Origin of the sequence: Corallococcus sp. bb12-1 (assembly GCF_026626765.1) — a bacterium.
GTDB lineage: Bacteria > Myxococcota > Myxococcia > Myxococcales > Myxococcaceae > Corallococcus > Corallococcus terminator.
This window is the reverse complement of the sequence record NZ_JAPNJZ010000024.1, coordinates 646,499-672,130: the sequence shown is the minus strand read 5'-3', so window position 1 is coordinate 672,130 and position 25,632 is coordinate 646,499. Positions and strand designations below refer to the sequence as shown.

Sequence of the window (25,632 nt, the reverse complement as noted above, 5' to 3'; positions counted from 1 at the left end):
GGAGCGGGACATCGCGGTGGTGCGGCAGCTCATCTGCGAGCTGCCCGAGGGCGAGGAGAAGAAGACCGTGCAGCTCTTCTATCTGGAGGGACAGTTGTCCGCGCGGGAGATCGCCGAACAGCTGGGCGTGGGCAAGAGCACCATCACGATGCGGTTGGAGCGGTTTCGAGGGCGCATCAAGCGGGAGCTCCTCCAACGGGTGCTCGCCGGACGGTGGGATTGAGACATGAGACACCTGGATGCCGCCGTGATGCGCGACCTCGCGAACCGGGACCCGGTCGCGGTCGCCTGGTTTCGTGAACACCTGGCCTCGCCGTGCGAGGTCTGCGAGGCCTTCCTCGCCACCCACACGGACACGCTCGATGGGCGCGTGGATGCCGTGCTCCTCCAGCTCGCCCCCGCGGAAGCAGTGGAGGCCGACGCATCGAAGGTCGTTCCCCTGCGCCGCCCTGCCCCGCCCCGGCGCTTCGCCGCGCCCCCGGGCCGGTACTGGGGGTGGATGGCCGGAGCGCTCGCTGCCTCCGTGCTGCTGGTGGTGCTGGTGCCCCTCGTGAAGGGCCCGGTCCAGGGCCCTGCGCCCTTCCAGGAGGAGGGCCTCAAGGGCACAGGTCGCCTCTCCCTGGAGCTGGCGGTGGTGGCCCGGGGCCTGGACGGCGGGCTGCGCAGGCTGGATGCCGGCGCCGACGTCACGAAGCAGGAGGTGCTGCTCGTGCGCTACCACGCCACGGAGTCCGGCACCGCGCTGCTCTACCAGCAGCGACCGGGCCAGCCGCCGGAGCTGCTGGGACACTTCCCCCTGCAAGCGGGCACACACGACCTGGAGGGCCCGGAGGGGCTGGCGGGGGTGAGCCTGGAGGCGGACGAGGGCCCGCTGTCCCTCATGCTGGTGGCCTTCACGTCCTGGGAGCCCGCTTCGGAAGCGGACGCGCTCGCGGCCCTGGGAACGGACGCGGCGGAGGATTCACGCTCGGGAACGGTCGCGCGGTTCGACGTGCGCGTCCAGTCAGGACAGACTTCGCGCCCACCGTGAGGTGCCTCCTCCTCCTGCTGTTCGCCACCCTCACCGCCTGCGCGGGTCCTTCCGCCACGGCCGGGGACAAGGGAGGGCTCGTGCCGCTGCGGCTCGACGCGGCGGACCTGTCGCGCGCGTACACGCCCCGGCGCTTCGCGCTGCTCGTGGGCGTGTCGTCGTTCGACGACCCGCAGTGGCGCGCCCTGCGCTTCTCCGCCAAGGACGCCACCGACCTGGCGCGGGTGCTGAAGGATCCCACGCGCGGCCACTTCGATCAGGTGCGCGTCCTCACCCGTCCGGAGGAGACGACGAAGGAGGCCATCCTCGCGGCGCTGGGCCAGTTGCGGCGCGAAGCCACCCGCCCTGATGACGTGGTGCTGGTGTACCTGTCCGCGCACGGCACGCTCGCGCGCGACGGCAGGGGGGAGCTCACCCGCTACCTCGTCACCCGCGACGCGGCGTATCGCGCCATCCCCCAGACGGCGCTCTCCATGGACGCGCTGAAGGCGCAGTTCGAACAACTGCCCAGCCGCAGGCGGCTGCTGGTGCTGGCCACCTGCCACAGCGGCAGCGGCAAGTCGCTCTTGCCCCGCGAGTTGGAGGTGGAGCTGGCCGGCATCAAGTCCGGCTTCTACGCCCGCCCCCTGGAGGAGTCCTCGCGCGCCTCCATGGTGTTCGCCGCGAGCGACTGGGGCGAGACGGCGCGCGAGGACGCGGGCCTGCGCAACGACATCTACACGTACTTCCTCATCGAGGGCCTGGGCGGCGCCGCGGACCGCAACGCGGATGGCGCTGTCACCGCCACGGAGGCCCACGACTATTCGCGCCGCCGCACCTTCGCCTTCACCGAGGGCCGGCAGCGACCGTCGGCGGAGATCCTGGAGGTGGGCGCGGATCCGGTCATCCTCGCGGGCCGCATCGACCGGACGGGCCAGCCGGAGATGTTCTCCTACAACCCGCGCCTGGACGGCTTCACGCTCAAGGTGGACGGTGAGTCGCGCCTGGAATTGCCCGGAGGCGCCGCGGTGATTCCGGGCAAGCGCACGGTGGAGCTCACCAAGGGCTCGGAGGTCCTCGTGCGGCGCGAGGTGGACGTGGCCCGGGGCGAACGACTGCCCTTGGAGCGCCTGCTGTCGGACGCCGTGCCGCGCCGCGCGCTGTCGCTGGTGGGCGGGATGGTGTCGTTCGCCGACGGCAAGAGCCGCCGCGAGCTGCTGCCCGCCGCGCCCCAGGTGGGCGTGGTGCTCCGGTTGGAGGACGCGCCGCTCCAGGATTTGGGGCTGCTCGTGGACGCAAGCCTGGGCCGGGGCCGGCAAACGCTCCAGATGGCCCCCGGCAGCGAGGTGCCCTTTGGCTACACCACGCTCACGCTGGGCGTGGCGGTGCCGTACCTCTGGCGCTGGGAGCGGCTGACGCTCTTCGCGGGGCCGCGTGTGGCCGCGCTGTACCTTCGCAGGTCCTTTGAAGTGGAAGCCTTCTCTGGGGGCCAGCGCTACTTCACCGTCAGCCCGGGTGTGGTGGGCGGACTGGCTTATCGCCTGGGCGAACGTCTGGAATTGACCGCGCAGGGCCACGGGGTGCTGACGTACGTGGTGGTGGACGGACAGGGACAGGCCGTGGGCTTCATCGGCGGAAGCGCCGGCGTGGGGTACCGCTTCTGATGCGTCGCGCACTCTTGCTCCTGAAGCTCACCTGCCCCGTGCTCGCGTTGGGCCTGGGCGCCTGCGGCAACCTGGACAACACCCCCTTCCGCGTGGGCACCGTGCACGGCCGGCTCACGGAGTTCGACCCGGCCGTCGCGCTGGTGTCCCTGGTGGGCGCGCCAGAGCTGCGCGCCACCGTGGCGCCGGACGGCCGCTTCACGCTGGAGGACGCGCCCGCGGGCCCGGGGGAGCTCTTCATCGTGGCCACGGCCACCAAGGCCGCGCGCGTGCCCCTCACCGTGCAGGGCGGCCAGTCCGTGGTGGTGGCGGACGTCGCGCCCCAACCGGCCCGCACCCTCTCGGTGAAGGTGAAGTCGCGGGGCAGCCTCAAGGTGAAGGAGGCCCGGCTGTCCGTCGCGGGCACGCCCTACGAAGCGCTGCCGCTCGACAATGGCAGCAAGCGCAGCGTGGGGCCGCTGCCGGACGGCTGCTACGACGTGCGCGTCTCCGCGCCCGGCTTCACCACCGCGGCCGGCCAGGGTTGCGTGGGTCCCGGCGAACAGAAGCCCTTGAAGCTGGAGCTGGTTCCGGAGGATGCCTGGGGCCAGAAGGGCTGCGCGGAGACCGGCTGTGATGATGACAGCCATTGCGCGCCCAACGGCCGGTGCGTTGGGTGCCTGGATGACTCGCAGTGCGCCGCGCCGCTCGCCTGCCGGGGTCAGCGCTGCGAAGGCCCCGGGGCCGCCTGTTCCCTGTGCGAGGGCAACTGGCAGTGCGCTCCGTCCACGCAATGCGAGGACGTTCCCGGCGACCTCATGGCCTGCGTGGCGGACTGTGGCGCAGGCGTGCCCGCGTGCGGGGAAGGGCTGACGTGCCAGGACGGCCGCTGCCTGCCGGATCCGGCCCGCTTCGCCACCTGCGCGGAGTTCCCGCGATAGGCCGTGGGACGTGGCCGTTCCAGGCCGGGGCGGGTCCTTGGGTGCGTTCTCCCTCTTCTCCCAAGGCTCCTGCATGCCCTCCTTGCGTCAACTGACCTCTTCCCTCCTGCTGGCCACGGGGCTGCTGTTCCTGGCCGCCTGCGGCGACGACAAGGCCCGCGTCACGCTGAAGCTGACCGACGCTCCCGGTGACTCCATCGAGAAGGCGGTCGTCACCATCTCCAAGGTCTACCTGAAAGGCAGCGTGGAGGGCGAAGGCAAGGGAGACGTCGTGCTGCTGAGCGAGCCTGTCACCACCGACCTGCTCACCCTGGCCAACGACACCGCGGACCTGGTGACGGACGCGGAGGTGCCCGCGGGGACCTACAAGGAGCTGCGCTTCGTCATCACGGGCGGCTACATCCAGGTGAAGCAGGACGGCCAGAGCCGCATCTTCGCGACGTCCGCCAACTACGAGGGCCTGCCCGAGGGCGCCCAGGTGGACGGAGACCTGCACATGCCGAGCGCCAGCAGCTCCGGCCTCAAGGTGAAGTTCGACAAGGACGCCGACGTCACCATCACCAGCGATGACGACCAGAAGGTCATCCTGGTGGACTTCGACGTCGCGCAGAGCTTCGGCAAGGAGGCCGGCAACTCCGGCAAGTGGGTCATGCGCCCCGTCATCAAGGGCGCGGACATGCAGTTCTCCGGCAACGTGGAGGTCACCCTCGATCTGGGCGGCCTGTCGCTCCCGCAGCCGGGCACGCCCCAGTTGACCGACTTCTCCGCGGTGCTCATCAACGCCGACGGCAGCCGCGAAACCATGCCCTTCACGCTCGTCACGGGCACCGTCGCCGTGGCGGACTTCAAGTACCTGCTGCCCGGCACCTACCAGGTGGACGTGGTAGCGCCCACGGGCGTGAGCTTCACGACGGACATCGCGCGCCCGGCCGCCACCAGCGTCAGCTCGGGCGTCGAATCCGACGTGCGCTTCACGCTGCTGTCCATCGACTTCTAGTTCGTCGTCGCATCCGGCTCAGGCGGCCTGTTCGGTCGCCTGGGCCTTGGCGGCCTGGACCTCCAGGGCGATTTCAATCTTCTCGCCCACCAGCACGCCGCCTGCCTCCAGCGCCTGGTTCCACGTCAGGCCGAAGTCGCTGCGGTTGATGAACGTCTTCGCCTCGAAGGCGGCCTTGGTGTTGCCCCAGGGATCCTTGGCCACCCCGAGCTGTTCGGCCTCCAGGACGACCTCGCGGGTGATGTCGCGGAGGGTGAGGTTGCCCGTCACGCGCAGGCCGTCGCCGGACGCCTTCTCCACCTTCGTGCTCTGGAAGGTGATGGCCGGGAACTTCGCCGCGTCGAAGAAGTCCGGCGAGCGCAGGTGGTTGTCGCGCTGCTCGACGCCCGAGTGGATGCTCGCCGTCTCGATGCTCACGGACACCGAGGATGCCGTCGGATCCTTCTCATCCAGCGTCAGCGTGCCGCTGAACTTCTGGAAGCTGCCGCGCACCTTCGCGACCACCATGTGCCGCACGCTGAAGTGGATGCCCGTGTGCGTCGTGTCGATGTTCCAGAGGGTCTGAGCCATGGTCGTGTTCCTTTTCGTCGGGAGAGGTGTTCGACAAGGAGCAAGGTAGCGGCCCGGGGGCATCCGGATTAGATGGGACGAACAGGACGGACTGTTCCACCCCTGGGACAGTGCCCGCGTCCCTCACGCGCCATGGACCTCAACGAACTCCTCGTCTTCGCCCGGGTGGTGCAGGCCGGCAGCTTCACGGCGGCGGCGCGCGCGCTGCGCATGCCCAAATCCACCGTGAGCCGGAAGGTGTCCGAACTGGAGGAACGCGTGGGCGCGCAGCTGTTGCAGCGCACGACGCGCCAGCTGCACCTCACGGAGGTGGGCCGGGCGTACTACGCGCACTGCGAGCGCATCGTCGCGGAAGCCGAAGCCGCGGAGCTGGCGGTGACGCGCCTGCAGGCGGGCCCACACGGCCTCTTGCGCGTGACGACGCCGCTGTCCCTCAACTTCCTCGCGCCGCTGGTGTCCACGTTCCTGGAGCGCCACCCGGACGTGCAGTTGGAGCTGTTGTGCACGGACCGGGCGGTGGACCTGATGGAGGAAGGCTTCGACCTGGCGGTGCGGGCCGGGCGCCTGCCGGACTCCTCGCTGATGGCGCGCCGGCTGGGAGAATTCGCGCGCGTCGTCGTCGCCTCCCCGGAATACCTCCAGAAGAAGGGCGTGCCCCGGACCCCCGCGGACCTGACGAAACATGACTGTCTGCTCTTCGGCACGGAGTTGCAGAACAACGTCTGGACGCTGCACGCAGGCGGGCGGGCCGTCGAGGTCAAGGTCGCCGGGCGGCTCGTCGTGAACGAGCCGGACATGCTGCACGCGGTGACATTGGCGGGCTCCGGGGTCGCGCTCCTGCCCGGCTTGCACTGCGTGGAGGACCTGGACTCCGGGAAGTTGCAGCGCGTGCTGCCAGACTGGAGCTCCGCCGGTGCGCCGGTGCACGCCGTCTACCCGCCCACGCGGCACCACGTACCCAAGGTGATGGCCTTCGTGGAAGTGCTGCGCGAGCACTGGCCCACGCTGCGTCAGGAGTCAGGCAAGCGCGCGAAACGCTGAGACGGTGAACGCGTTTCGTCCCATGGGTGGAACGATGTGTCCCGGGGTTCGAGTCTGGCCAGGTGGGGTCCGGGGGCGCATTGTGTTTCTCGAAAGGAAGCACACACCATGATCAACGTTCGACCCTCTGAAGCCCGCGGACATGCCAACCACGGCTGGCTGGATTCCCATCACACCTTCTCGTTCGCGAGCTACTTCGACCCTGAGCACATGGGGTTCCGCGCCCTGCGCGTCATCAACGAGGACCGCGTCACGTCCGGCGAGGGCTTCGACACGCATCCGCACCGGGACATGGAAATCATCACCTACCCGCTCAGCGGCGCCATCGCGCACCGGGACAGCACGGGAGGCGATGGCCTGCTGCGCGCCGGTGAGGTGCAGCGCATGACGGCCGGAACGGGCGTGATGCACAGCGAGATGAACGGCTCCAACGAGGACGTCCACTTCCTGCAGATCTGGATCATCCCCGACAAGAAGGGCCTGAAGCCTGAATATGAGCAGAAGCTCTTCCCGGAGAAGGACCGTCAGGGCCGCTGGCGTGTGGTGGCGAGCCCCGACGCCCGCGACGGCAGCCTCACCGTGCACCAGGACGTGCTGCTGTCCAGCACGCTGCTGAGCAAGGGGGAGAAGGCGGAGTACACGCTGCCCAAGGGCCGGCACGCCTGGCTCCAGGTGGCCCGCGGCACGGGCACGCTCAACGGCGTGGCCCTCAAGGCTGGTGACGGCGTCGCCGTGACGGATGAGTCGAGCCTCGTGCTCGTCGCCTCCGAGCCCATGGAGGCCCTGCTGTTCGACCTGGCGTGAGAGGGTTCAGCCGATGCGCCTCGACTCCTGCACTTCGTGTGCAGGGTCGAGGCGCACGGTGCTTTTCGCGTCAGTCCAGCAGGTTCGCCAGTCCCGCGTACGTGTTGGATCCGGGGATGCCATCCATGGGCCCCACGTAGCCGCCCCGGTTCGCCAGGGATTGGAGCACCTTGTAGGTGTTCGTTCCGGGGACGCCGTCCAGGGGGCCCGTGTACCCGGCGCCGCTCAGGAAGGTCTGGAGCCCCCGCCACGAATTCACCCCCAGGACGCCATCCGGAGGACCCATGTATCCGCCCAGGCGCGCCACCCGCTGGAGCGCCGCGTACGACTGGGCGCCCATGACGCCGTCCACGGGTCCCGTATAGCCAAACCCTCGCAGCACGGTCTGCACGCCCTTCCAGGAGGAGGTGCCCATGGCCCCGTCGATGGGGCCCGTGTAGCCACCCTTCGTGGCGAAGCGCTGGAGTGCCATCCAGGATTGGGTGCCCATGACGCCATCCACGGGCCCCGAGTAGCCGTAGCCCCCCAGCACCTGCTGGACGCCCTTCCACGTGTTCGCTCCAGGGACGCCGTCCACCCCGCCGGTGTAACCGCCCGCGCATGCAATCCGTTGCAGCGTCACCCCCTGGGCATTCGTGACGGGCGGCACGGGGCCGGAGGATCCATCCAGATACGCCTGGATGCCATTGTAGGTATTGGCCCCGGGAATGCCATCGATGGGGCCCGTGTAGCCCCCGTCCTGGGCCAACAACTGCAAGCCCTTGTAGGTGTTGAGGCCCGGGACGCCGTCGGAGGGCCCGTCGTAGTACCCCAGCTCGCGCAGGACTTTCTGGACGGCGCTCCAGGTACTGCTGCCCGGGACACCGTCGATGGGGCCCGTATAGCCGCCCCGGCGCGCCAGGCTCTGCAGGATGCGTCCCTGCGGGGCGGTGATGACGGGGCCACCTCCGCCAGAACTCCCTCCGGGGATGGCGGTCGGCGGAGGAGGCGTCACACCCGCCGGGGGCTGGGCCAGCCCGGCGAACGCGGAGAGCTTCGCGACGTTGAGGTCGAGCGGAATCCCATTCTGGTTTCCAGACGACGTGTACTGGTGGATCTCCCACGTGGGATAGGCCGTCCCCACGGTCGGGTTGCCCGGCGTGCCCGTGTAGTGGGCAATCCAGAGCTTCGAGCCCACGGCCTGCGTCTTGGGCCAGGTGTTGGCCTGGAGCAGGCTCGAATAGGTGTACAGGAACGGCGCCTTCCCCAGGCGCGTCTTGACTGCCTGCATGAAGCTGGCGGTCAGTGCGTCGCTCCAGAAGATGCCATCGTCAATGGCTTCGTTGTCGAGCACCAGCAGGTCGCCCGGGCGATGGTCATACAGGTGGTCCATGAAGTACTGCGCGTCACCGGCGGGGTTGTAGGAGCCCGCCATCCAGTAGTGCCCCACGAGGAGGCCGGCCGCGCGAGCCCGGGCCACCTGCTGGGCGTAGTAGGGCGCGACGTAGAGGGGTGAGACATTGGAGCCGCCGGCTTTGACAATCGCGAACTGGTAGCCCGCGTTCCGGATGGCGGTGAAGTCCAGGTCCCGCTGCGTCGTCCCGACATCAATCCCATACACACCGCGCATCCCCGACGGAGGAGGCGTCCCGGGGTCCTGGGCCAGCCAGGTGTTGAGCCCCGCGTAGGTGTACGTCCCCGGGAAGCCATCCACGGGGCCCGTGTACCCGCCGAGTTGGGCGAGCCGTTGTACTCCCTTCCAGGTGTTCTCCCCCGGGAGGCCGTCGATGGGGCCGGAGTAGAAGCCCTTGCCCGCGATGACCGTCTGGACGCCCTTCCACGTCAGGCTGCCCGGCACTCCATCCACCGGGCCCGTGTAGCCCCCGCGCTGGGCCACGCGCTGAAGGGTCTTCCCCTCCTCGACACTGACCTGGATGCCACCGGAGCCGCCGCCGGAGCCGGTCCCACCGCCGCCGCTGGTGCCGAGCACGTTGCGGATGAGCGGCGCGGGGTCGCTGACGCTCTCGCCAAACGCGCAGCGGTCCGTGCTGCCCCGGGTCATGTGGAGGTGGGGGCCGGTCCACGCCGAGCCGTGGTCGTCTCCGGAGCCCGCCACGTACGCGAGGATGTCACCCTGCTGGACGGTGTCGCCCACCGCGAAGCGCGTCCGGATGACGTGGGCGTACCCGGTGAAGTCGCCCGGCGCGGACTCCACCGCGACGGTGTGTCCCACGACGGAGGAGTACTGGACGCGACGGACGACGCCCGAGCGGAGCGCGGGAATCGCCTGGCCGGCGCTCGCATAGAGGTCCAGCCCCCGGTGGCCCGCGGGGCCGTAGTAGGGGCCCGTGACGCCGAAGCGGGTCCCCCACCGTGACTCCCCGTAGAAGGCCTGCACGTTGGACGGCGCGAGGGCCTGCGGCTCCTGACCCCAGGAGTCGGGGCCCCCGGGGCCCTCCGTGTCCAGGCCTCCGCAGGCGGTCAGGACCAGCAGCCCCAACAGCAGCGGCACGGTGGTCGAAGCGAGGCTTGGGATGAAGCGCCTTGGACGGGCTCGGCTGGGCATGCGGATCCCCTGGGGAATGGAAACAGGATATTCGAGCTTAGCCAGATTTTCCCAGAAAATGAGAGCCAAGGTACCGAGGAGGGTCGACCTCCAGACGGCGCGCGGCGTGGGCGACCTGCAGGGGTTGGAGCGTGGCGTCGAGGGGTCGGGCGCGTCACGCCCTGGCATCCCTGCCCGGCGGAAACTACCGTTCACGAATGCGAATCCGTGGCGAGCCGCTGAACCTCATCGTTCGACAGGTGCTTCTCACCGCGGCCGGAACCGACAGCGACCAGGACATCTGCTTCCGGGTCTTCAATCACATCCGGGGGCAGGGCAATACCGTCCTGTTTCCCGACATCATCGTCGCCCTCGACGATGCCCGTGACAACAAGTCGGAGACCGCGCTGGCGCACCGCCGCGTCACCCGGCTCGCCGAGACCTCCCGCCGGCTCCATGCCGAGCAGCAGGCCGCCGAAAGGGCCCCCCGGCTGCACTACATCTGGTGGGGTCCCGTTCCACAGAGCGGGCTTGAAGGCATCACCGCCATGGCGACCCACGTCGGGGCGGCCGTCGCGATCCACTTCTGGTGCAAGGCTGAACACGCGACAGCCTTCGCGGAGGCCCTCCCCCAGGTCAAGGTGTGTGGACTTGACGCCGGAATGAATCACGCGCTCCTGCCGCACAACGGATTCGAGCAGCTTGCGCCTGTGGTTGACTGGCTGACCAGCAAACGCGCGTTCTCCGCCGTCAAGGACGTGCTGATGCTCTACCTCTTGTATCAGATTGGCGGCCACTACCTGGACACCACCACCGCCCCCATGAGCGAGATGGTGCGCAGCAAGTACAAGGGCGTGCGTTTCGATACCGCCAGCGTCGTCACTCCCATGCACGAGTTCACGTCCGCGACCCTCGGCATCAAGTTCGCCGGAATTGGAATGGGACGTGATTTCTACGTGGGCTCCAATCCATGGTCATCGGAAACCCACCCCTCCAGGAAGGTGCTGATGACGCCCAGCGTGGACTTCTGGGCGGCATGGGCGAAGCAGGGAAACGCCATTGCCCGCGCCAGCCTCGAAGCCTATCTGGAGTACGCGACCGAGCTGAAGCTGAAGGCCCCTGACAAACTCGACACGAACAAGCGGGACGCGGTCATCGGAGATCTCATCACCCTCGCCGTACAGAAGGGAATGCTGAAAGAGGTCCTGGAGGGGCGCAAGCAGGGGAAGGAAGTGTATGACCTGCTGTTGGCTGAGATGTGGCCTGTCAGCGCGCTCGATGAACGGGACTTCGAAACGCTGAAGGCCAACTTCACGCTCCCCCAGCTCGGCGTCATGAAATGGCACAAGGGCACCTGGCGAAACAACCCCAAGTAGCGTCAGTCCATGACAGACATTCGATCCCGATCATCCATGCGGGCAGCCTTGAGCGCGGCGGTGAGGTGCTGATGCAAGGGCTCCAACCTGACACGAGCCTGCGTCGCGGCGCGCGACATATGGCTTGCACGGTTGTTCTCCCGCGAAGCAAAGAAGAGACCTAGATAGAATTCGGGTCATCGGTTACGAAAGAAGATGCGAAGGCCGGTGGGACGCCGGCCTCGTTTCGCTACCGGGAGAAGGCCCATGACATCCATTCACTGGCGCTGGCGTGTCGCTACCACCCAGCGGGAGATGGATGACGCGGCTCGCATCCGCTGGGCTGTCTTCGGAGGAGAGCTGGGATTGATGGCTGGGCAGGGAGCGCCGTCGAAGCGGGAGGTGACCTGCTTCGACACACTCGACACCACGCTGCACGTGCTCGTCTATGCCGGCACCGAGCCGGTGGGAGCCTTGCGGTTGTTCTTGCCCAACCCGCAGGTGGCGGCGAGCCAGGGCGGAACGGTGGGGCTGGAGATGGAGCAGCGGGTGGACCTCTCGGGCCTGGTCCGGCCGGAGCGGGTGTTCGCGGAGCCTTCGCGCTTCTGCGTGCTGGAGCCGTGGCGGCGCTCGGAGGCCGTCACATGGCTGCAGGCGGGCATGTACGTGGAGAGCTGGCGACGCGGCGTGACGCATTGGATCGCGTCCGCGAACCTGGAGACGGACTCACGCGAGGACGCGCTGCTGTCGTGGCGGGTGGCGGCGAGCCGGGGATGGCTGAGTCCGCGCTGGCAGGTGGACGTGCCTGAACCGTGGCAGGCCCCGGCACATCCCCGCAGTCCCTTCTATACGCCGGAGGAGCGGGCAAAGGCAGAGCAGGGGGCCATGGACGGGCTGCGGCTGCCCAGGGCGCCGTCGCTCTTCGCCAGGACGCTGGGCGCGCGCTTCATCGCGAAACCACTCTACGACACGTACTTCCAGTGGTTCACGCTGCCGCTCATCATCGCGCTCGATGAGATTCCGGCGGACTCCCTGACGCGCTTCCACACGCTGGACAACGTCATGCGCTCCGCCAGCTAGGCCGGGGGCGGTCCCTTCCTCCCTTTCACCTTCAACACGCAGCAGCCGGGAGCCAACGCGCCCCGGACGGGAGACGTACGTGCAAACACAGACGGAGCATCAGGCAGGGACGCAGTGGGTGGCGGTGCTGGATGCGGAGGCGCGAGGGCTGGTGGCGGCGGTGGATGCGCACCCTGACGCCCGACGCGTCTTCGACGGCACCATCGACGCCGCGGGCTACATCCACTACCTCATCCAGACGTATCACTATGCCCGCTGGAGCACGGCGCTCCTCGGCGAGGCGGGACAGCGGCTGAAGCGGTTGGGACGGCACCCGGAGCTGGCGGAGCTGTTGATCCAGAAGGGGGAGGAGGAGCGGGGGCACGAACGGTGGTTGCTGTCGGACCTGAACAACCTCGGGTGCCCTGAGGAGCAGGTGGAGGCGGCGGCACGGCGCCCGGCGGTGGACGCCTATACGGGGTGGAACTTCTTCACGTCGCGCTCGGGCGTGCCGACGGCGGTGCTGGGGACCGCGTACGTGCTGGAGTATCTGTCGCAGACGCGGGCGGGCGTGGGGGCGGAGCGGCTGCAAGCGGTGGCTTCCATTCCCAACATCCACAAGTCGGTGACGTTCCTGCGCAGCCATGGGGCGCTGGACGGAGACCACGTGGCGGAGATGGCGAAGATCCTGGGGCCGCTGACGGACCCGGAGGAGCAGGCGGCGATCCTCCTCTCGGCCCGGACCACCCGGATCATCTACCCGGGCATCTTCCGTGAGGAGGGCCCCGTAGGCCACCCGGTCGCAAGGTAGCAACCGCCGCACGGAAGATGGGAGCGCCTCCCGTCGCAACCCTGGCCTTCGGGAGGCGTCTTCCAATGGGTTCCATAGGAGGGCCCATTGCCGGGGGCCCCCGGGCGCGGGCAGTTCGATGAGCCGGACCGCGCGATAGCCATCGTCCTGGAGGGCCGCTGCTTCAGGGCGCCGGGGCGAGCTCCAGGAAGAAGGAGAAGGTCGTCACCTCTGCTCCCGCCGCCACCGCGCGGGTCTGGGTGACGTAGCCCGCCTTGGAGACGACCATCGTGTAGGTGCCGTCCGGGATGTTCAGGAAGCGGAAGTAGCCGGAGTCGTTGTCGACCGTGGTGCTGTACGCCGTGCCTTCAAGCGTCACGGCGACCCCCACCGGCGAGGCTTCGTCCGACATGAAGACGATGCCGTCCAGGCTGGGGTCCACGATGGCCGGCAGGATGAACGTCTCCACCACCGTGTCCTCCGTCACCGCCAGCACCTTGGTGCGCTCCTCGAAGCCTTCCTTCGTGGCCACCAGGAAGTACGCGTCCGACGGCAGGCCTTCGAAGGCGAAGCGGCCCTGCGCGTCCGTCGTGGTGCTGAAGGCCGTGTCGTCGAGCGTCACGGTGATGCCCTCATGCGAGGACGCCCCTTCCAGTTGGATGGTGCCGGACACCTTGTACTTGAGGCGCTTCAGGGCGATGGCGACGTCCGTCGTCTGCCCCGCCGTCACCGCCACCTCCACCTGCTGGACCTCGTAGCCCGGATGGACGGCCAGGAGCGTCCGGGTGCCGGCCCTCACGCTCTTGAACGTGAAGCGGCCCTGCGCGTCCGCGAGGACCGTGGCATCCGTATCCAGGTATTCGATCTCCACGCCTTCGGGCGACGTGCCGTCGTCCAGCGTCACCGTGCCCATCACCGTCCCGGTGATGCCGGCGGTGTCCTCGTCCTTGTCGTCGCCTCCGCAGCCCTGGACGACGATCACGGCCACCATGAGCGCCACGAGCGCTCCCCATCGATTCGTTCGCATGTGTGTTCTTCCCTGAGGAATGCGCCCCGGGCCGGCGCAAGGCCCTTCCACGAGGGGGAACAAAGCCCCTCTCCGTGTCGGCCGTCCCCCTCGACGAAGGAGGGGCCAGGAAATTCACGCACGCACTCCTCAGCCCGACACCGCTGTCTTCAGCGGGCCGGTTGCGGTCCGGGCGGGGGCCCGCGCTCAGGCGGCGGCTTCCTTTGCTTCCGGCGCGACGACCGCCACGACGTGGCGCGCCGGCACCTGCGCTCCGACGGTGACGTTCACCGCCGTGACGACCCCGTCGGTGGGCGCCACGAGCGACGATTCCATCTTCATCGCTTCAAGCACCACCAGCACGTCGCCGCGCTTCACGGTGGCGCCGACCTCGGCGCTCACCCGGATGATGCGGCCGTCCATCGGCGCGCGGACGCGGCCGTCGCTGGCGCGCTCGCGCTCCGAGGGAAGGCGGAAGGTGACGTCACGGAGCTGGCGCGTGACACCGTCCAGCGAGCACCACAACGTCCCACCCGCGCGCCGGTAGCGGACCGCGCGGCGCCGTCCTGAAATCTCGACCTCGGCCCGCTCGGCCCCCAGGGAGCGGAGGGAGAGCACGACGCGCGCATCGCCGATGCGCACTTCGTACTCCTCCGGTGTGACGGGGCGGACCGAGGCGCGGAACTCCGTGCCCCCGTCGTGCAGGACGATGGGCACCGGCAGGGCATAGGAGCTGCTCCAGCCCGCGAGCGCCGTGTCGAAGCCTGCGCGCTGGGAGAGCGCCGCCGAGTCGTCGTGGAAGAGCAAGGCGGCCAGGAGGGCCTGGTCCTCGGTGGACGCCTGCCCGAGCGTTCCCAGCGTCTCCGGGGACAGGTGCTCCGCGACGAAGCCCGTGTCGTAGCGGCCGGAGCGGAACGCGTAGTGCGCGAGGACGTGCTGGAGGAAGGTTGCGTTCGTCGTGACGCCGAACACCGTCAGCTCCCGCAGCGCGAGGGCCAGCCGCTCGCGCGCCGTCTCCCGGTCCGGCCCGTACGCGATGAGCTTCGCCTGCATGGAGTCGTAGAACGGCGTGATGTCCTGGCCTTCGCGCACCCCGTGGTCGACGCGGAGGCCTTCCCCTTCCGGCGGAGCCCACGCGAGGAGCCGGCCTGTCTGGGGAAGAAACCCGCGCGCCGGATCCTCCGCGCACAGCCGCGCTTCGATGGCATGGCCACGGAAGCGGATCTCCGCCTGCTTCAACGGGAGCGGCTCGCCGTCCGCGACCCGCAGCTGCCATTCCACCAGGTCGAGCCCCGTCACGAACTCCGTCACCGGGTGTTCGACCTGCAGGCGCGTGTTCATCTCCATGAAGAAGAAGTCGCCGCCCGGCGAGAGGAGGAACTCGATGGTCCCCGCGCCCCGGTAGCCGATGGAGCGGATGGCCTGCACCGCCACGGCGCCCATGCGCTCGCGAAGCTCCGGCGTGACGGCCGGGGACGGGCTCTCCTCGATGACCTTCTGGTGCCGCCGCTGGATGGAGCAGTCGCGCTCCCCCAGGTGCACGGCGTTCCCATGCGCATCCGCGAAGACCTGCACCTCGACGTGGCGCGCGCCTTCGATGGCCCGCTCCAGGATGAGCTCGCCGCTGCCAAAGGCGTTCGTCGCCTCCGAGCGCGCGGAGCGGATGGCTTCGAGCAGCGCGCCCGGCTCGCGCACGAGGCGCATGCCGCGCCCGCCGCCGCCCGCCGCCGCCTTCACCATGAGGGGCAGGCCAATGCGCTCACCCTCACGCACCAGGGCGTCGTCCTCCAGCGACTCGCCAGGACGGGCCGCCTCGTAGCCCGGGATGCACGGGACGTCCGCGGCCTGCATGCGCAGCTTCGCCTGCCGCTTGTTCCCCATCAGCTCGATGGCGTCCGCCGGAGGACCGATGAACACGAGGCCGGCCGCCGCGCAGGCGCGCGCGAACTCGGCGTTTTCCGACAGGAAGCCGTACCCCGGATGGATGGCATTGGCGCCGGACGCCGCCGCCGCCGCGAGCACCCGCTCGATGGAAAGGTAGGACTCCTTCACGGGCGCCGGCCCCAGACGCACCGCCTCATCGGCGAGCCGCACGTGCGGCGCGTCCCGGTCCGCATCGGAGAAGACCGCGACCGTGCGAACGCCGAGGGCGCGGCACGTGCGCAGCACGCGCACGGCGATCTCCCCGCGGTTCGCCACCAGCACCTTGTGAATGCGCTTCATGGTTCCCTCGCTACAGCCGGGCGACGCCAAAAGTATTGGGAGACAGCGTGCGGCGCTCGGACTCGTCGCACGTCGCCAGGATGAAGCCGAGGACCTTGCGCGAGTCCCTCGGGTCGATGACGCCGTCGTCGAACAGCCGCGCACTGCAATTGAAGGCATCCGATTCGCGCTCGAACTGCTCGACGAGCGGGCGCGAGAACTCGGCCATCGCCGCTTCGTCGAACGGCATCCCGGCGCGCCGGGCCTTCTCCCCGTGGACGATGGACAGCACCTTCGCGGCCTGCTCGCCGCCCATCACCGCCGTGCGCGCATTGGGCCAGGCGAAGATGAAGCGCGGATGGAACGCGCGGCCACACATGCCGTAGTTGCCCGCGCCGAAGGCACCGCCCATCAGGAGCGTCACCTGCGGCACCGTCGCGTTGGCGACCGCCTGGAGCATCTTCGCGCCGTGCTTCACGATGCCCCCCTGCTCCGACTGGGTGCCCACCATGTAGCCCGTCGTGTTCTGCAAGTAGACGATGGGCGTCCGCGCCTGGCAGCAGAGCTGGATGAACTGCCCCGCCTTCGTCGCCCCCTTGGCCGTGATGGGCCCGTTGTTGCCGATGAGCCCCACCGCCCGGCCCTCGATGCGCGCCCAGCCACAGACGGTGAGCGCGTCGTAGTCGTCCTTGAACGGCGTGAAGTCCGAACCATCCACCAGCCGGGCAATCACCTCGCGACAGTCGTAGGGCCGCTTGTGGTCGGTGGGGACGACGCCGCACAGCTCCTCCACCGCGTAGCGGGGCGGCTCGAACCCAGCGCGCGCGGTCGGCGGCAGCGCGTCGTTCCACCCGAGGGACGCGACAATCTCCCGCGCGATGCGGATGCCGTCCGCGTCGTCCTCGGCCAGATGGTCGGCGGTGCCGGCCACGGTGGCATGCATCTCCGCGCCTCCCAGGTCTTCGTCCGTGGCGATCTCTCCGGTCGCGGCGCGCAGGAGCGGTGGGCCGGCGAGGAACACCTTCGCCTTGCCCCGGACCATGACGACGTAGTCGGAGAGCCCGGGGATGTACGCGCCGCCCGCGGTGCTGGAGCCGTGGACCACGGTGATCTGCGGAATGCCGGCCGCGGACAGCCGGGCCTGGTTGTAGAAGGTCTCCCCACCCGGGATGAAGATCTCCTGCTGATAGAGCAGGTTCGCGCCACCGCTCTCGACGAGCGACACGACGGGCAGCCGGTTCTCCCGGGCGATCTGCTGCGCGCGGAGCGACTTCTGGACGCCCCAGGGCGTCGCGGTGCCGCCCTTCACGGCGGAGTTGCTCACGAACACCAGGCAGCGGACCCGCGACACGAAGCCGATGCCAATGACCATGTTGCCACCGGCGAGCGAGCCGTCGGTGTCGTCGTGGTGCTTGTAGCCACAGAGCGTGGAGAGTTCGAGGAAGGGCGAGCCCCGGTCCAGCAGCAGCGCCAGTCGCTCGCGCGGCAGGAGCTGCCCGCGCTGCGTGAACTTCTCGCGGGCCAGCTGCTCGGTGTCGCGCGACTTCTGTTCGATGGCGCGCAGCTCCGCGACGCGGGCGAGCAGCTCCTGGCGCTGCGTGGTGAAAGCGGTGGAGGCCGATTCAATCTGGGAGACGAGCGTCGGCATGTCACTGCTCCTTCGGATCGTCGAGGATCCGCGGCGCCGCTGCGAGGTGGAATCCGTCGTACGGCTTCGAGTTCGAGTGCTCCGGCATCGGGAACGCCTTGGTGTTGCAGGACGCCCCGCCGTCGATGCGGATGACCTCGCCGGTGATGAACGCCGCCACGTCGGAGAGCAGGAACACGATGGCCCCGCTCACCTCCGCCTCGGTGGCCAGCCTGTGCAGCGGCACCTGCTGACGCAGCGTGGGGATGAGCGCGCGGACGGCTGGGTCCTTGTAGGTGTCGAGCCCGCTGGATGCGACCCAGCCCGGGGCGACGGCATTCACCCGGACCCCGGAGGAGGACCACTCCACGGCGGCCGTCTGCGTCAGGTTGAACATGCCGGCGCGCGCCGCGCCCGAGTGGCCCATGCCCGGCATGCCGTTCCAGGCGTCCGCGAGCATGTTCACGATGGCGCCGCCGTGGTCGCACATGGACTGGGTGAACACCTCCCGCGCGACCAGGAAGCCTCCGGTGAGGTTCGTCGCGACGACCGCGTCGAAGCCCTTCTTGGAGATGAGCGCGAGCGGCGAGGGGAACTGCCCGCCCGCGTTGTTCACGAGCCCGTGGATGCGGCCATGCGACTGAACGACGGCGGCGACCATGTCGCGCACCGCGGCCTCGTCGCGGATGTCCACCGCGTGCTGCGTCGACGCATGCCCTTCAGCCGCCAGCTCCCCGGCGACCCGCGCGAGCTTCTCCTCCTTGCGGCCAACGAGGACGACATGCGCGCCCAGCGACGCGAGTTCATGCGCCGTGCAGCGACCAATGCCACTGCCCGCGCCGGTGACCAGGATGGTGCGGCCCGCGAAGGAGCCAGGAGCGAAGACTGAACGGTATCCCATCGTATTTCCCTCAGTGCCCTGGGGCCCGCGGCTCAAAGAAGTTGTTCGGGGACATCGATGTGGCGCGAGCGGAGCCATTCGCCCAGCGCCTTGGCCTGCGGGTCGAAGCGCGTGGACGACGAGACGCCCTCGCCGAGGAGCCGCTCGATGACGAAGTTCAACGCACGCAGGTTCGGAAACACGTGCCGGTGGACGGCGAGCTCGCGCGCCTCAGGGAGGAGTTCCCGGAGCCGGTCCTCCGTGAGGGTGTGCACCAGCCAGTGCCACGCCTCCTCGGTGCGGACCCACACGCCCACGTTGGCGTCTCCGCCCTTGTCCCCGCTGCGAGCCAGGGCCACCCGGCCCAGCGGCACGCGCTTCGTGGGCCCCCGGGGCGGCGCGGCCGACAGTGACGGCGGCGCGACCCCTTCAAGCCCCAGCGTCTCGTCCGGTGGCGCCACGTCGACGCGCGCCCCATCCGGGAGCACCGCGACGTGCGGCACCTTGCCGGCAGGGACGAAGGCCGGCGTGTAGACGCCGAAGGGCGAGGCGTCACCGGGCAGCCGGGGCAGGAAGAAGCCGGGGTAGCTGGCCAGGGCCAGCTCCACCACGGCGCTGCTGAAGGGGCGTCCCACGGCCTTCGCGTCGGCGTCCTTCACGGCGACGCGCAGGGTCGCGGAGGCCTGCTCCTCGCTCGGTGCATCGGGGCCTTCAGTGCGCGCGAGCGTGTAGACGACCTCCGACGGCCTCGGGCGGAGCGCCGCGTCCAGTTGCGCCCGCACGAGCGCGGCCTTCGCTTCGATGTCGAGGCCAACGAGCATGAAGTCCGCCTCGTTGCGGAACCCGCCGAGCCGGTTCAGGCACACCTTCACGTCCGGGGGCGGCGGCTCGCCTTGGATGCCCCACAGGCGCACCCGGTCGGCGCCCTGGGACTCCACCTGGATGGTGTCGAAGCGCGCGGTGGCGTCGGGGCCCGCGTAACGGGCACCGCTGATTTCGTAGACGAGCTGGGCCTTCACCGTGTCGACGGTGACGGACCCACCGGTGTCCGGGTGCTTCGTGATGATGCTGGAGCCGTCCTCGAAGACCTCCGCCAGCGGGAAGCCGGGGCGGCGCACGTCGAGTTCGTTGAAGAACGCGAAGTTGCCACCCGTCGCCTGGGCTCCGCATTCGAGAACGTGGCCGGCGACCATGGCGCCCGCGAGGCGGTCCCAGTCGTGGCGCTTCCAGCCGAAGTGGGAGGCCGCGGGGCCGACGACGAGCGACGCGTCCGTCACGCGCCCCGTGACGACGATGTCCGCGCCCGCATCCAGGCACGCCGCGATGCCCCAGGCGCCCAGATATGCGTTCGCCGTGAGGGGCTGGTCGAAGCCGAGCTCGTCCGCCCGGCCGACGAGGTCGTCGCCTTCGACATGTGCGACGCGCACGGACAGGCCCAGCTTCGTGGTGAGCGCGCGCAGGTCCTCCGCGAGCCCCGCCGGGTTGAGGCCGCCAGCGTTCGCGACGATGCGGACCTTCTTCTCCACCGCGAGGCCGAGCGTGTCCTCCAACTGGCGCAGGAACGTCCGCGCGTAGCCGCCCGCAGGATTCTTCAGCCGGTCACGGCCCAGGATGAGGAGCGTCAGCTCCGCCAGGTAGTCCCCGGTGAGCACGTCGAGCGGACCGCCCTCCAGCATCTCGCGGAAGGCGGAGAACCGGTCGCCGTAGAAGCCGGATGCATTGCCAATGCGCAGCGAGCGAGCCGCCATCTGCCCTCCCCTTCCAGTGAGCCTCGGAGTCTGCACCCCCGCTCCTTAAAAAAGCAATCATGATTGCTTTTTTCTACCCCATGCCCCAGCGTCGGGACATGGGCGGTACGGAGAGCGGAGCGACGAGGCAGGAGCAGGAACGCAGCCGGGTGACGCGGCAGAAGCTGATGTCGGCCGCCATCGAGGTGCTCGTCGAGCAGGGCTGGGCCGGAGCGACGGCGGGCGCCATCGCCGAGCGGGCCGGGGTGTCGCGAGGCGCCTGCCAGCACCACTTCCCGACGCGGGCGGCCCTGGTCGCGGCCGCGGTCGAGCACGTCTTCCACCAGCAGATGGAGGAGCTTTCCCGGCGCGCGAAGCTCCTACCGCCCAGCCGGAGGCGCGTTGAGCCCCTGCTCAACCTGCTCCACGACATCTACGCGGGGCCGCTCTTCACCGCCTCGACACACCTGTGGGTGGCGGCCGTGGCCGATGAGGAGCTGAAGGCACGCCTTCTCCCCCTCCAGGCGCATGTGGGCCGCGAGGTCCACCGGCTCACCGTCGAGCTGCTCGGGCTCGAAGACCGCGACCCGGGAGTCCGCGACTCCGTGCGCGCGACGCTCGACCTGCTCCGGGGCCTGGCGCTCGCGAACCTGCTCCAGGACGACACCGCCCGTCGCCGCAAGGTGATTGCCCACTGGGCGCGGATCTTCGAAGCGCAGCTCGACCCGGCCTGACCCGCACACGTCTGGGACGGGGCATGAGCCCTGAGCCCGGGGAGTGGCAGGCAATGTCTGCCAGCCATTCTTGAGCGCGAACGGCAATCCTTGCCGTGCTTTTCGCCGCCGTCCCTGGCGGCTCGGGTGGGAAGGAAGCGGCCCGGGGTGGCACATGCGGTGCAGTGGCCTGGCATCGCATTCCATCACCCCCAGGAGCGCTTCCCATGTCACGACGACTTTCCCTCGGCGCCCTTGGCGTCCTGGCTTCGCTTGGCCTCGTCCCCGCGTCCGCCAGGGCCGCCGCGGCCGAAGACTTCATCCGCGCGCAGGATGTCTTCATCAACAGCGCGTCGGTGCTCGTCGCCGGAAAGGAATACACGACCACCGGCTTCCGGATCCCCAAGGTCGCCAATTCGCTGGACATCACCATCACGGGCGCGGACGTGGGTCTGCCCTTCTCCCAGTCCATTGAGCTGCACGGCGTCCGCAGCGGCAACCTCCTCTCCTGGACGTTCGACAAGACCTTCAACCCGCCCCTGGAGCTGGGTGGGACCCAAGAGGTCCACCGCGCCTCCGGGACGCTCTTCTTCACCGCGAACCTGCTGGCGGGCCGCCAGAGCCCTCGGTGCAACGACCTGGCGTGTCCCCGCAACGTGCTGCTCAGCCAGACGCCCAACTCGTGGATCCGCGTGGAGGGAGAGGGCGCGCTCGGCGTCGGCTTCTCGCACCTCATCACGGTGCCGCGCTTCCGCGCTCTGGGCGGATTGGGCCAGCCCGGCCTTGCCCAACTCTCCATCCCGGACACGGCCCCCATCTGCTCAGGCCCGGTCGACACCTTCTTCCCGATGTCGGCGTTCCTCACCGGGTGGGCTCCGGCCGGGGGAACGAAGGTCGACTTCACCAGCACCCATCCCCAGTACCTCAAGGTTCCTCCCAATGTCTTCGTGAAGGCCGGACAGTCCTTCGCCTCCGTCAAGGCCCGGGTGAAGGCGGGGTTCACCGGTCAGGTGGGTGTGTCCGCGTCTTCGGCCGGAGTCGTCGTCTCCCGGCAGGTGAGGATTTCACCGCAGGCCGACTGCGCGAGCGGCGGACGCGTGAGGACTGTTCCGCTCAACGTGAAGGCCTACGTCCCGGACCTGCTCCTGGGTTGCATCAACTGCACGGAGCTCATCGACATCGGGATGCGTGACACGGGCCTCGTTCGCGTGTCGCGCGTGGACTCGTATTTCAATGGCAGTCAGCTCCGCCCGCTCGCCAGCGTGTTCGACGTGGCCTCGGTGAACGCCATCGACATGACGGACAGCGGGCTTGTCACCGGCACGCTGGTCCCGCAGACCGGAAGTGCGCCGGTCGCGTTCAAGGCCAGCCTGGAGGGCGGGCCCTCCGCCCCGGTCCTGCTCGGCGCGTTCACCCCCACGCGGATCGCGTCGAACGGCGTGGTGTTCGGGCACCGCTCGACCCGCACCGGGAACATCGCCGTGTACCATGATGGGAATTCCCTGAAGGACCTCCCGATCCCCGGGGCCTCCGCCAGCCAGGTCACCGCGGTGAGCGACGCCGGACACGTCGCGGGCACCTACGAGCGGAGCGGCGACGTCAGGGCCTTCCTCTTCACGGACGGTACGCTTCGGACGCTTCCGCAGCTCGCGCGGACCACCACGACGGTCCCGGTGGCTGTCAACATCCGGGGACAGGTGGTCGCCCACTCGGTGGATGCCACCGGGGACGTGCTCGCGACGGCCCTCATCGACTCCGACGACACGATCCACGTGCTCGCGGTTCCGTCTGGTTTTGATCGCCTCCACGCCACGTCCATCAATGCCCGGGGATGGGTGGTGGCCACCGCCACCTCCTCGACAGGTTCCAGCGGCTTCCTCTACACGCCCGAGGACGGGCTGGTGGATCTCAACCGCATCATCCAGCCCGCTGCCGGCGTGGTGGTGACCGACGCCGTCAGCATCACGGAGGCGGACCGGGTGCTGGTGAACGCGACCGCCCACGGCAACCGTTCCCTCTACCTGCTCACCCTCCCCTGAACCGCGCCCCGCACGCCTTCCCAAGGACTTTCATCATGACGAAGCGACAGAAGAAGCTGCTGCTCATGGCGCTGGTGTTCACCTTCTTCCAGGGGTGTTCCATCAATTGCCAGGCCCCCTGCGACCCCCATGTCGATTTTCCCGAACCCGGCGCGTGCCACGACCCTTCCATCGAACAGGGAGAGCCGGGAGGCAGTTGCAACAACTTCATTGGCAATGTGGGTTGCAACGACGCGACGCAGTTCACCTGCATCTCCGACACCTGCATTCCCTGCGGACAGCCTGGTCAGGTCTGCTGCGACCACCGGGTGTGCAATGGCAACGCCGGCTGCGTGGACGACACGGACAGCCACCTGCGCATGTGCTCCACGACCTGCGTCAACGTGGGTGACCCCTGCTGCGCTGGCAATGAGTGCGGCAATGGGATGATCTGCGACAAGGACACCCAGCAGTGCATCGCGCCGCCCTCCGTGGAATGCAATGGGGGTCCGGACGTGTTCGTCTTCAACATCCGCAACAAGGACACGCACTGTGGTGAGACGCTGACGGCCTCGGGGACGAGCGCGGAGGCCGCGAAAGCGTGCTTCCAGGAGCAGGTCACGAAGATCAACCATGAGTTCGTGGCGGACAACCAGACGCTCCTGGCATTCGAGGCGTGCAATTCGGAGTCGGGGTTCGGGCCCGACCAGTCGGTGACCGTGATGGCCTTCTCGGAGAAGGAATCGCTGGAGTGCGCGCACAGCCTCTGCACCAACTGCGCGAGCACGGTGCCGGGCCCCTGCCCTCCGTAGACGAAAGCACGTGAAGCGCCCGGGCGGCCCTTGCGAGAAGGGCCGCCCGGCGTGTTCACGGCGTGAACGACGTGGTGTTGGGCACGGGAGGAATCGTGACGGCCTGCCCGTACACCAGCGTGTTGCCCGTCTTCATGCCGACGACGTTCATCACCGTGGCCCGGCGGAGCGTCACGTTGTTCGTGGTGTCATAGAGGGCGATGCCCACGGGGTAGTCGCTGCCCTGTCCGCCCATCTGATCCGGCTCCATGTCCACGTAGACATCCTCGACGAGCGAGTGGTTCGTGCCGGAGGCGAGGAAGATGCCGCCGCGCGTGAACTGGAGGATCATCGCGTCGCGGATGGTCAGGTTCGTGAAGGCCGCGGTGCTGGAGCGCTCCATGTCCACGCACGTGGCCAGGTTCTCCGCGCGGAACTGGCTCAGCGTCACGTTCGACACGAGGTACGCGCCCTTGAACGCGAAGCACGTGCCCATGTGCCGGAACTCCAGGTTGTGGAAGACCGGGTTGCTGGCGCGCACCTGGAAGGCCACCGGCCCCGTCTTCGCGCGGGTCGAGGCCTCGAAGGTGGACTGGAAGACGGGCCGCCCCTCCACGCCCTTGAGGGTGACGGGAGCGCCCACCGCGCCGCCCTGGGACACCGTGGTGCCGGTGCCATAGGTGCCCCCGTGGATGCACACCGTCCCGCCCGGACCCACCGCCTGGATGAACGTGTTCAGGTTCGCGAGCGTGCCCGCGCTCTGCGCTGACAAACCGTCCTTCGTCCCGCGCCGGTGACGGTGATGTGGCGCACCGCCGTCCCCGCGCTCCAGCGCAGGGTCACCTGCCCATCGCCCGGCACCGCCTCCAGCAGCGTCGGCGCCGTGAGCGCCGCCTCCTGGCTGCCGTACGTCCCATCCGTTTCGACAGGCCCGTCCCCGTCCCCCTGGGGACCGCAGGACAGCGAGAGCAGCACGGCTCCCGTGAAACACAGCATGCGACCGCGAGTCTTGAAACGCTTCAAGGGCTGCTCCTCGTCTTCAGGGCCGTGAAGAAACGGCGTGTCCCTGAAGCCTGGAGCAGCCCACGTGTTTCATACCCTATAAAACATGCTAGTCAGGGAAGTAATCAGGGGTCCCAGCGAACGCGGTAGGAACAGGCCTGACCGTCGAAGTCGAAGGGCTCGACGCGCAGGTTGCGGGCGCCCGCGCGGGCCAGTCCCGCTTCGAGGATGCCGCGCAGGTAGCCCGGGTTGCCGTTGCACTCGCTCACGCGGATGAGGTGATGCGCGGGGCCCTGGGTGAGCAGCTCGCTCTTCTGGTAGTTGTTCACGTTGGCGAAGCTCTCCTGGATGCGGACGACGACCCGCTCGGGCCCGAAGATGGGCCACATGGAGATGAGCGCCTTGCCCAACTGGGTCTGCGACATTCCCTGGATGATGCCGCTGCCGATGCGCCGGTAGCCCTCCTCCTCCGCGACGTCCGGATGCAGGTATTGCACGGTGATACGCAGGGCTTTGGCGAACACGGTCCGGGAGGTGTTGCCGGGCGCATTCGCGTCCAGATCCAGCCCCGCATCGCTCAGCTTGTCTTTCAGGTCCGGCGTGAGACGGTCGCCAATGGAACGGAACAACCCTTCAATCGTATGGCGATACACAATCTCTTCAGCCACGTTTCACCTGTCCACGTCGCGGCGGTCCCAGTTCCGCCGTACCCGTCCCCAGCGTAGCGCATTCCCGGCGCGAACCCGAAGGGGGACCCGACGCCACGGAGGATCCGAACCATCAAGGCTCCCCCACCGGGCTCGCGGGCGGAAGGACGTAACGGATCTGGTTACAAATGCACCGACCCAGGGTCTTGTGCGCCTCCCCGTTTTCGTCGGTGCGGACACATGCTTATAGGGTGTTCCTCGAAACGCTGGAGTTCAGAAGGACCAC

Annotated in this window: 23 protein-coding genes; 13 read left to right on the top strand and 10 right to left on the bottom strand. The window is 68.9% G+C overall.

Translation table 11 applies throughout. The annotated features are described in order from the left end of the window. From OV208_RS30375 to OV208_RS30355, 5 genes are all read left to right on the top strand, one after another. Positions 1 to 223, top strand: a 223-nt coding sequence (locus tag OV208_RS30375) for an ECF-type sigma factor (RefSeq protein ID WP_267577419.1), incomplete at its 5' end; no start/stop codon positions are given. Positions 224 to 226: 3 nt separating this feature from the next. Next, on the top strand, positions 227 to 1,030 hold the full coding sequence (locus OV208_RS30370; protein WP_267577418.1) for a hypothetical protein: 804 nt from the start codon (positions 227 to 229) through the stop codon (positions 1,028 to 1,030). Further along, positions 1,027 to 2,673 (top strand): caspase family protein, encoded by a 1,647-nt coding sequence (locus OV208_RS30365; RefSeq protein ID WP_267577417.1) that lies wholly within the window; start codon positions 1,027 to 1,029, stop codon positions 2,671 to 2,673. The genes OV208_RS30370 and OV208_RS30365 overlap by 4 nt, the downstream gene beginning before the upstream one ends. Continuing rightward, a complete protein-coding gene (locus OV208_RS30360) occupies positions 2,673 to 3,593 on the top strand; it encodes a carboxypeptidase regulatory-like domain-containing protein (RefSeq protein ID WP_267577416.1) in 921 nt (306 codons plus the stop codon). The genes OV208_RS30365 and OV208_RS30360 overlap by 1 nt, the downstream gene beginning before the upstream one ends. Positions 3,594 to 3,666: 73 nt before the next feature. Beyond that, on the top strand, positions 3,667 to 4,590 hold the full coding sequence (locus tag OV208_RS30355; protein ID WP_267577415.1) for a DUF4382 domain-containing protein: 924 nt from the start codon (positions 3,667 to 3,669) through the stop codon (positions 4,588 to 4,590). A gap of 18 nt (positions 4,591 to 4,608) precedes the next feature. On the opposite strand, the gene OV208_RS30350 is transcribed toward OV208_RS30355, so the two are convergent. Further along, entirely contained in the window at positions 4,609 to 5,160 is a 552-nt protein-coding gene (locus OV208_RS30350) for a YceI family protein (RefSeq protein ID WP_267577414.1), read from the bottom strand. A gap of 132 nt (positions 5,161 to 5,292) precedes the next feature. On the opposite strand from OV208_RS30350, the gene OV208_RS30345 reads away from it, so the two are divergent. Both OV208_RS30345 and OV208_RS30340 read left to right on the top strand, forming a co-directional pair. Continuing rightward, the gene (locus OV208_RS30345; RefSeq protein ID WP_267577413.1) at positions 5,293 to 6,201 is read left to right on the top strand and encodes a LysR family transcriptional regulator; all 909 of its coding nucleotides are present in this window, start codon (positions 5,293 to 5,295) and stop codon (positions 6,199 to 6,201) included. A 108-nt stretch (positions 6,202 to 6,309) separates the two neighbouring features. Next, complete coding sequence (locus OV208_RS30340) at positions 6,310 to 7,005, top strand: pirin family protein (RefSeq protein ID WP_267577412.1); 696 nt, start codon at positions 6,310 to 6,312, stop codon at positions 7,003 to 7,005. Positions 7,006 to 7,075: 70 nt separating this feature from the next. On the opposite strand, the gene OV208_RS30335 is transcribed toward OV208_RS30340, so the two are convergent. Then, positions 7,076 to 9,550, bottom strand: a complete 2,475-nt coding sequence (locus OV208_RS30335) for a GH25 family lysozyme (protein WP_267577411.1) — start codon at positions 9,548 to 9,550, stop codon at positions 7,076 to 7,078. A 197-nt stretch (positions 9,551 to 9,747) separates the two neighbouring features. On the opposite strand from OV208_RS30335, the gene OV208_RS30330 reads away from it, so the two are divergent. From OV208_RS30330 to OV208_RS30320, 3 genes are all read left to right on the top strand, one after another. After that, positions 9,748 to 10,905: a hypothetical protein gene (locus OV208_RS30330; protein WP_267577410.1), complete on the top strand. Its 1,158-nt coding sequence runs from the start codon at positions 9,748 to 9,750 to the stop codon at positions 10,903 to 10,905. Between the two features lie 246 nt (positions 10,906 to 11,151). Next, positions 11,152 to 11,964: a GNAT family N-acyltransferase gene (locus OV208_RS30325; protein ID WP_267577409.1), complete on the top strand. Its 813-nt coding sequence runs from the start codon at positions 11,152 to 11,154 to the stop codon at positions 11,962 to 11,964. A gap of 79 nt (positions 11,965 to 12,043) precedes the next feature. Further along, a complete protein-coding gene (locus OV208_RS30320; protein ID WP_267577408.1) occupies positions 12,044 to 12,754 on the top strand; it encodes an iron-containing redox enzyme family protein in 711 nt (236 codons plus the stop codon). Between the two features lie 163 nt (positions 12,755 to 12,917). Here the strand turns inward: OV208_RS30320 and OV208_RS30315 are convergent, their stop codons facing one another. The 5 genes from OV208_RS30315 to OV208_RS30295 form a co-directional block, all read right to left on the bottom strand. Then, a complete protein-coding gene (locus OV208_RS30315; protein WP_267577407.1) occupies positions 12,918 to 13,760 on the bottom strand; it encodes a carboxypeptidase regulatory-like domain-containing protein in 843 nt (280 codons plus the stop codon). Between the two features lie 186 nt (positions 13,761 to 13,946). Further along, on the bottom strand, positions 13,947 to 15,962 hold the full coding sequence (locus tag OV208_RS30310) for an acetyl/propionyl/methylcrotonyl-CoA carboxylase subunit alpha (RefSeq protein WP_267577406.1): 2,016 nt from the start codon (positions 15,960 to 15,962) through the stop codon (positions 13,947 to 13,949). 10 nt (positions 15,963 to 15,972) lie between these two features. After that, positions 15,973 to 17,589, bottom strand: coding sequence for an acyl-CoA carboxylase subunit beta (locus OV208_RS30305; protein WP_267577405.1), 1,617 nt, complete (start codon positions 17,587 to 17,589; stop codon positions 15,973 to 15,975). A gap of 1 nt (position 17,590) precedes the next feature. Beyond that, positions 17,591 to 18,469: an SDR family oxidoreductase gene (locus OV208_RS30300; RefSeq protein WP_267577404.1), complete on the bottom strand. Its 879-nt coding sequence runs from the start codon at positions 18,467 to 18,469 to the stop codon at positions 17,591 to 17,593. Between the two features lie 32 nt (positions 18,470 to 18,501). Then, complete coding sequence (locus OV208_RS30295; RefSeq protein ID WP_267577403.1) at positions 18,502 to 20,196, bottom strand: acyclic terpene utilization AtuA family protein; 1,695 nt, start codon at positions 20,194 to 20,196, stop codon at positions 18,502 to 18,504. 59 nt (positions 20,197 to 20,255) lie between these two features. Between OV208_RS30295 and OV208_RS30290 the strand changes: the two genes are divergently transcribed. The 3 genes from OV208_RS30290 (at position 20,256) to OV208_RS30280 (ending at position 23,718) form a co-directional block, all read left to right on the top strand. Then, positions 20,256 to 20,909, top strand: a complete 654-nt coding sequence (locus OV208_RS30290) for a TetR/AcrR family transcriptional regulator (protein ID WP_267577402.1) — start codon at positions 20,256 to 20,258, stop codon at positions 20,907 to 20,909. 206 nt (positions 20,910 to 21,115) lie between these two features. After that, a complete protein-coding gene (locus tag OV208_RS30285; protein WP_267577401.1) occupies positions 21,116 to 22,927 on the top strand; it encodes a hypothetical protein in 1,812 nt (603 codons plus the stop codon). 35 nt (positions 22,928 to 22,962) lie between these two features. Then, entirely contained in the window at positions 22,963 to 23,718 is a 756-nt protein-coding gene (locus OV208_RS30280) for a hypothetical protein (protein WP_267577400.1), read from the top strand. A 55-nt stretch (positions 23,719 to 23,773) separates the two neighbouring features. On the opposite strand, the gene OV208_RS30275 is transcribed toward OV208_RS30280, so the two are convergent. The 3 genes from OV208_RS30275 to OV208_RS30265 form a co-directional block, all read right to left on the bottom strand. Then, complete coding sequence (locus OV208_RS30275) at positions 23,774 to 24,469, bottom strand: hypothetical protein (RefSeq protein ID WP_267577399.1); 696 nt, start codon at positions 24,467 to 24,469, stop codon at positions 23,774 to 23,776. Then, a complete protein-coding gene (locus tag OV208_RS30270; RefSeq protein ID WP_267577398.1) occupies positions 24,433 to 24,720 on the bottom strand; it encodes a hypothetical protein in 288 nt (95 codons plus the stop codon). The genes OV208_RS30275 and OV208_RS30270 overlap by 37 nt, the downstream gene beginning before the upstream one ends. Positions 24,721 to 24,824: 104 nt before the next feature. Next, on the bottom strand, positions 24,825 to 25,367 hold the full coding sequence (locus OV208_RS30265) for a DUF2378 family protein (protein WP_267577397.1): 543 nt from the start codon (positions 25,365 to 25,367) through the stop codon (positions 24,825 to 24,827). Positions 25,368 to 25,632: the final 265 nt, after the last annotated feature.

Excerpts from the sequence above, each read along its gene's own strand:
- OV208_RS30370 (WP_267577418.1), top strand. The coding sequence starts at position 227 with ATGAGACACCTGGATGCCGCCGTGATGCGCGACCTCGCGAACCGGGAC.
- OV208_RS30360 (WP_267577416.1), top strand. The coding sequence starts at position 2,673 with ATGCGTCGCGCACTCTTGCTCCTGAAGCTCACCTGCCCCGTGCTCGCG.
- OV208_RS30355 (WP_267577415.1), top strand. The coding sequence starts at position 3,667 with ATGCCCTCCTTGCGTCAACTGACCTCTTCCCTCCTGCTGGCCACGGGG.
- OV208_RS30350 (WP_267577414.1), bottom strand. The coding sequence starts at position 5,160 with ATGGCTCAGACCCTCTGGAACATCGACACGACGCACACGGGCATCCAC.
- OV208_RS30345 (WP_267577413.1), top strand. The coding sequence starts at position 5,293 with ATGGACCTCAACGAACTCCTCGTCTTCGCCCGGGTGGTGCAGGCCGGC.
- OV208_RS30340 (WP_267577412.1), top strand. The coding sequence starts at position 6,310 with ATGATCAACGTTCGACCCTCTGAAGCCCGCGGACATGCCAACCACGGC.
- OV208_RS30335 (WP_267577411.1), bottom strand. The coding sequence starts at position 9,550 with ATGCCCAGCCGAGCCCGTCCAAGGCGCTTCATCCCAAGCCTCGCTTCG.
- OV208_RS30330 (WP_267577410.1), top strand. The coding sequence starts at position 9,748 with ATGCGAATCCGTGGCGAGCCGCTGAACCTCATCGTTCGACAGGTGCTT.
- OV208_RS30325 (WP_267577409.1), top strand. The coding sequence starts at position 11,152 with ATGACATCCATTCACTGGCGCTGGCGTGTCGCTACCACCCAGCGGGAG.
- OV208_RS30315 (WP_267577407.1), bottom strand. The coding sequence starts at position 13,760 with ATGCGAACGAATCGATGGGGAGCGCTCGTGGCGCTCATGGTGGCCGTG.
- OV208_RS30310 (WP_267577406.1), bottom strand. The coding sequence starts at position 15,962 with ATGAAGCGCATTCACAAGGTGCTGGTGGCGAACCGCGGGGAGATCGCC.
- OV208_RS30305 (WP_267577405.1), bottom strand. The coding sequence starts at position 17,589 with ATGCCGACGCTCGTCTCCCAGATTGAATCGGCCTCCACCGCTTTCACC.
- OV208_RS30300 (WP_267577404.1), bottom strand. The coding sequence starts at position 18,469 with ATGGGATACCGTTCAGTCTTCGCTCCTGGCTCCTTCGCGGGCCGCACC.
- OV208_RS30295 (WP_267577403.1), bottom strand. The coding sequence starts at position 20,196 with ATGGCGGCTCGCTCGCTGCGCATTGGCAATGCATCCGGCTTCTACGGC.
- OV208_RS30290 (WP_267577402.1), top strand. The coding sequence starts at position 20,256 with ATGATTGCTTTTTTCTACCCCATGCCCCAGCGTCGGGACATGGGCGGT.
- OV208_RS30285 (WP_267577401.1), top strand. The coding sequence starts at position 21,116 with ATGTCACGACGACTTTCCCTCGGCGCCCTTGGCGTCCTGGCTTCGCTT.
- OV208_RS30280 (WP_267577400.1), top strand. The coding sequence starts at position 22,963 with ATGACGAAGCGACAGAAGAAGCTGCTGCTCATGGCGCTGGTGTTCACC.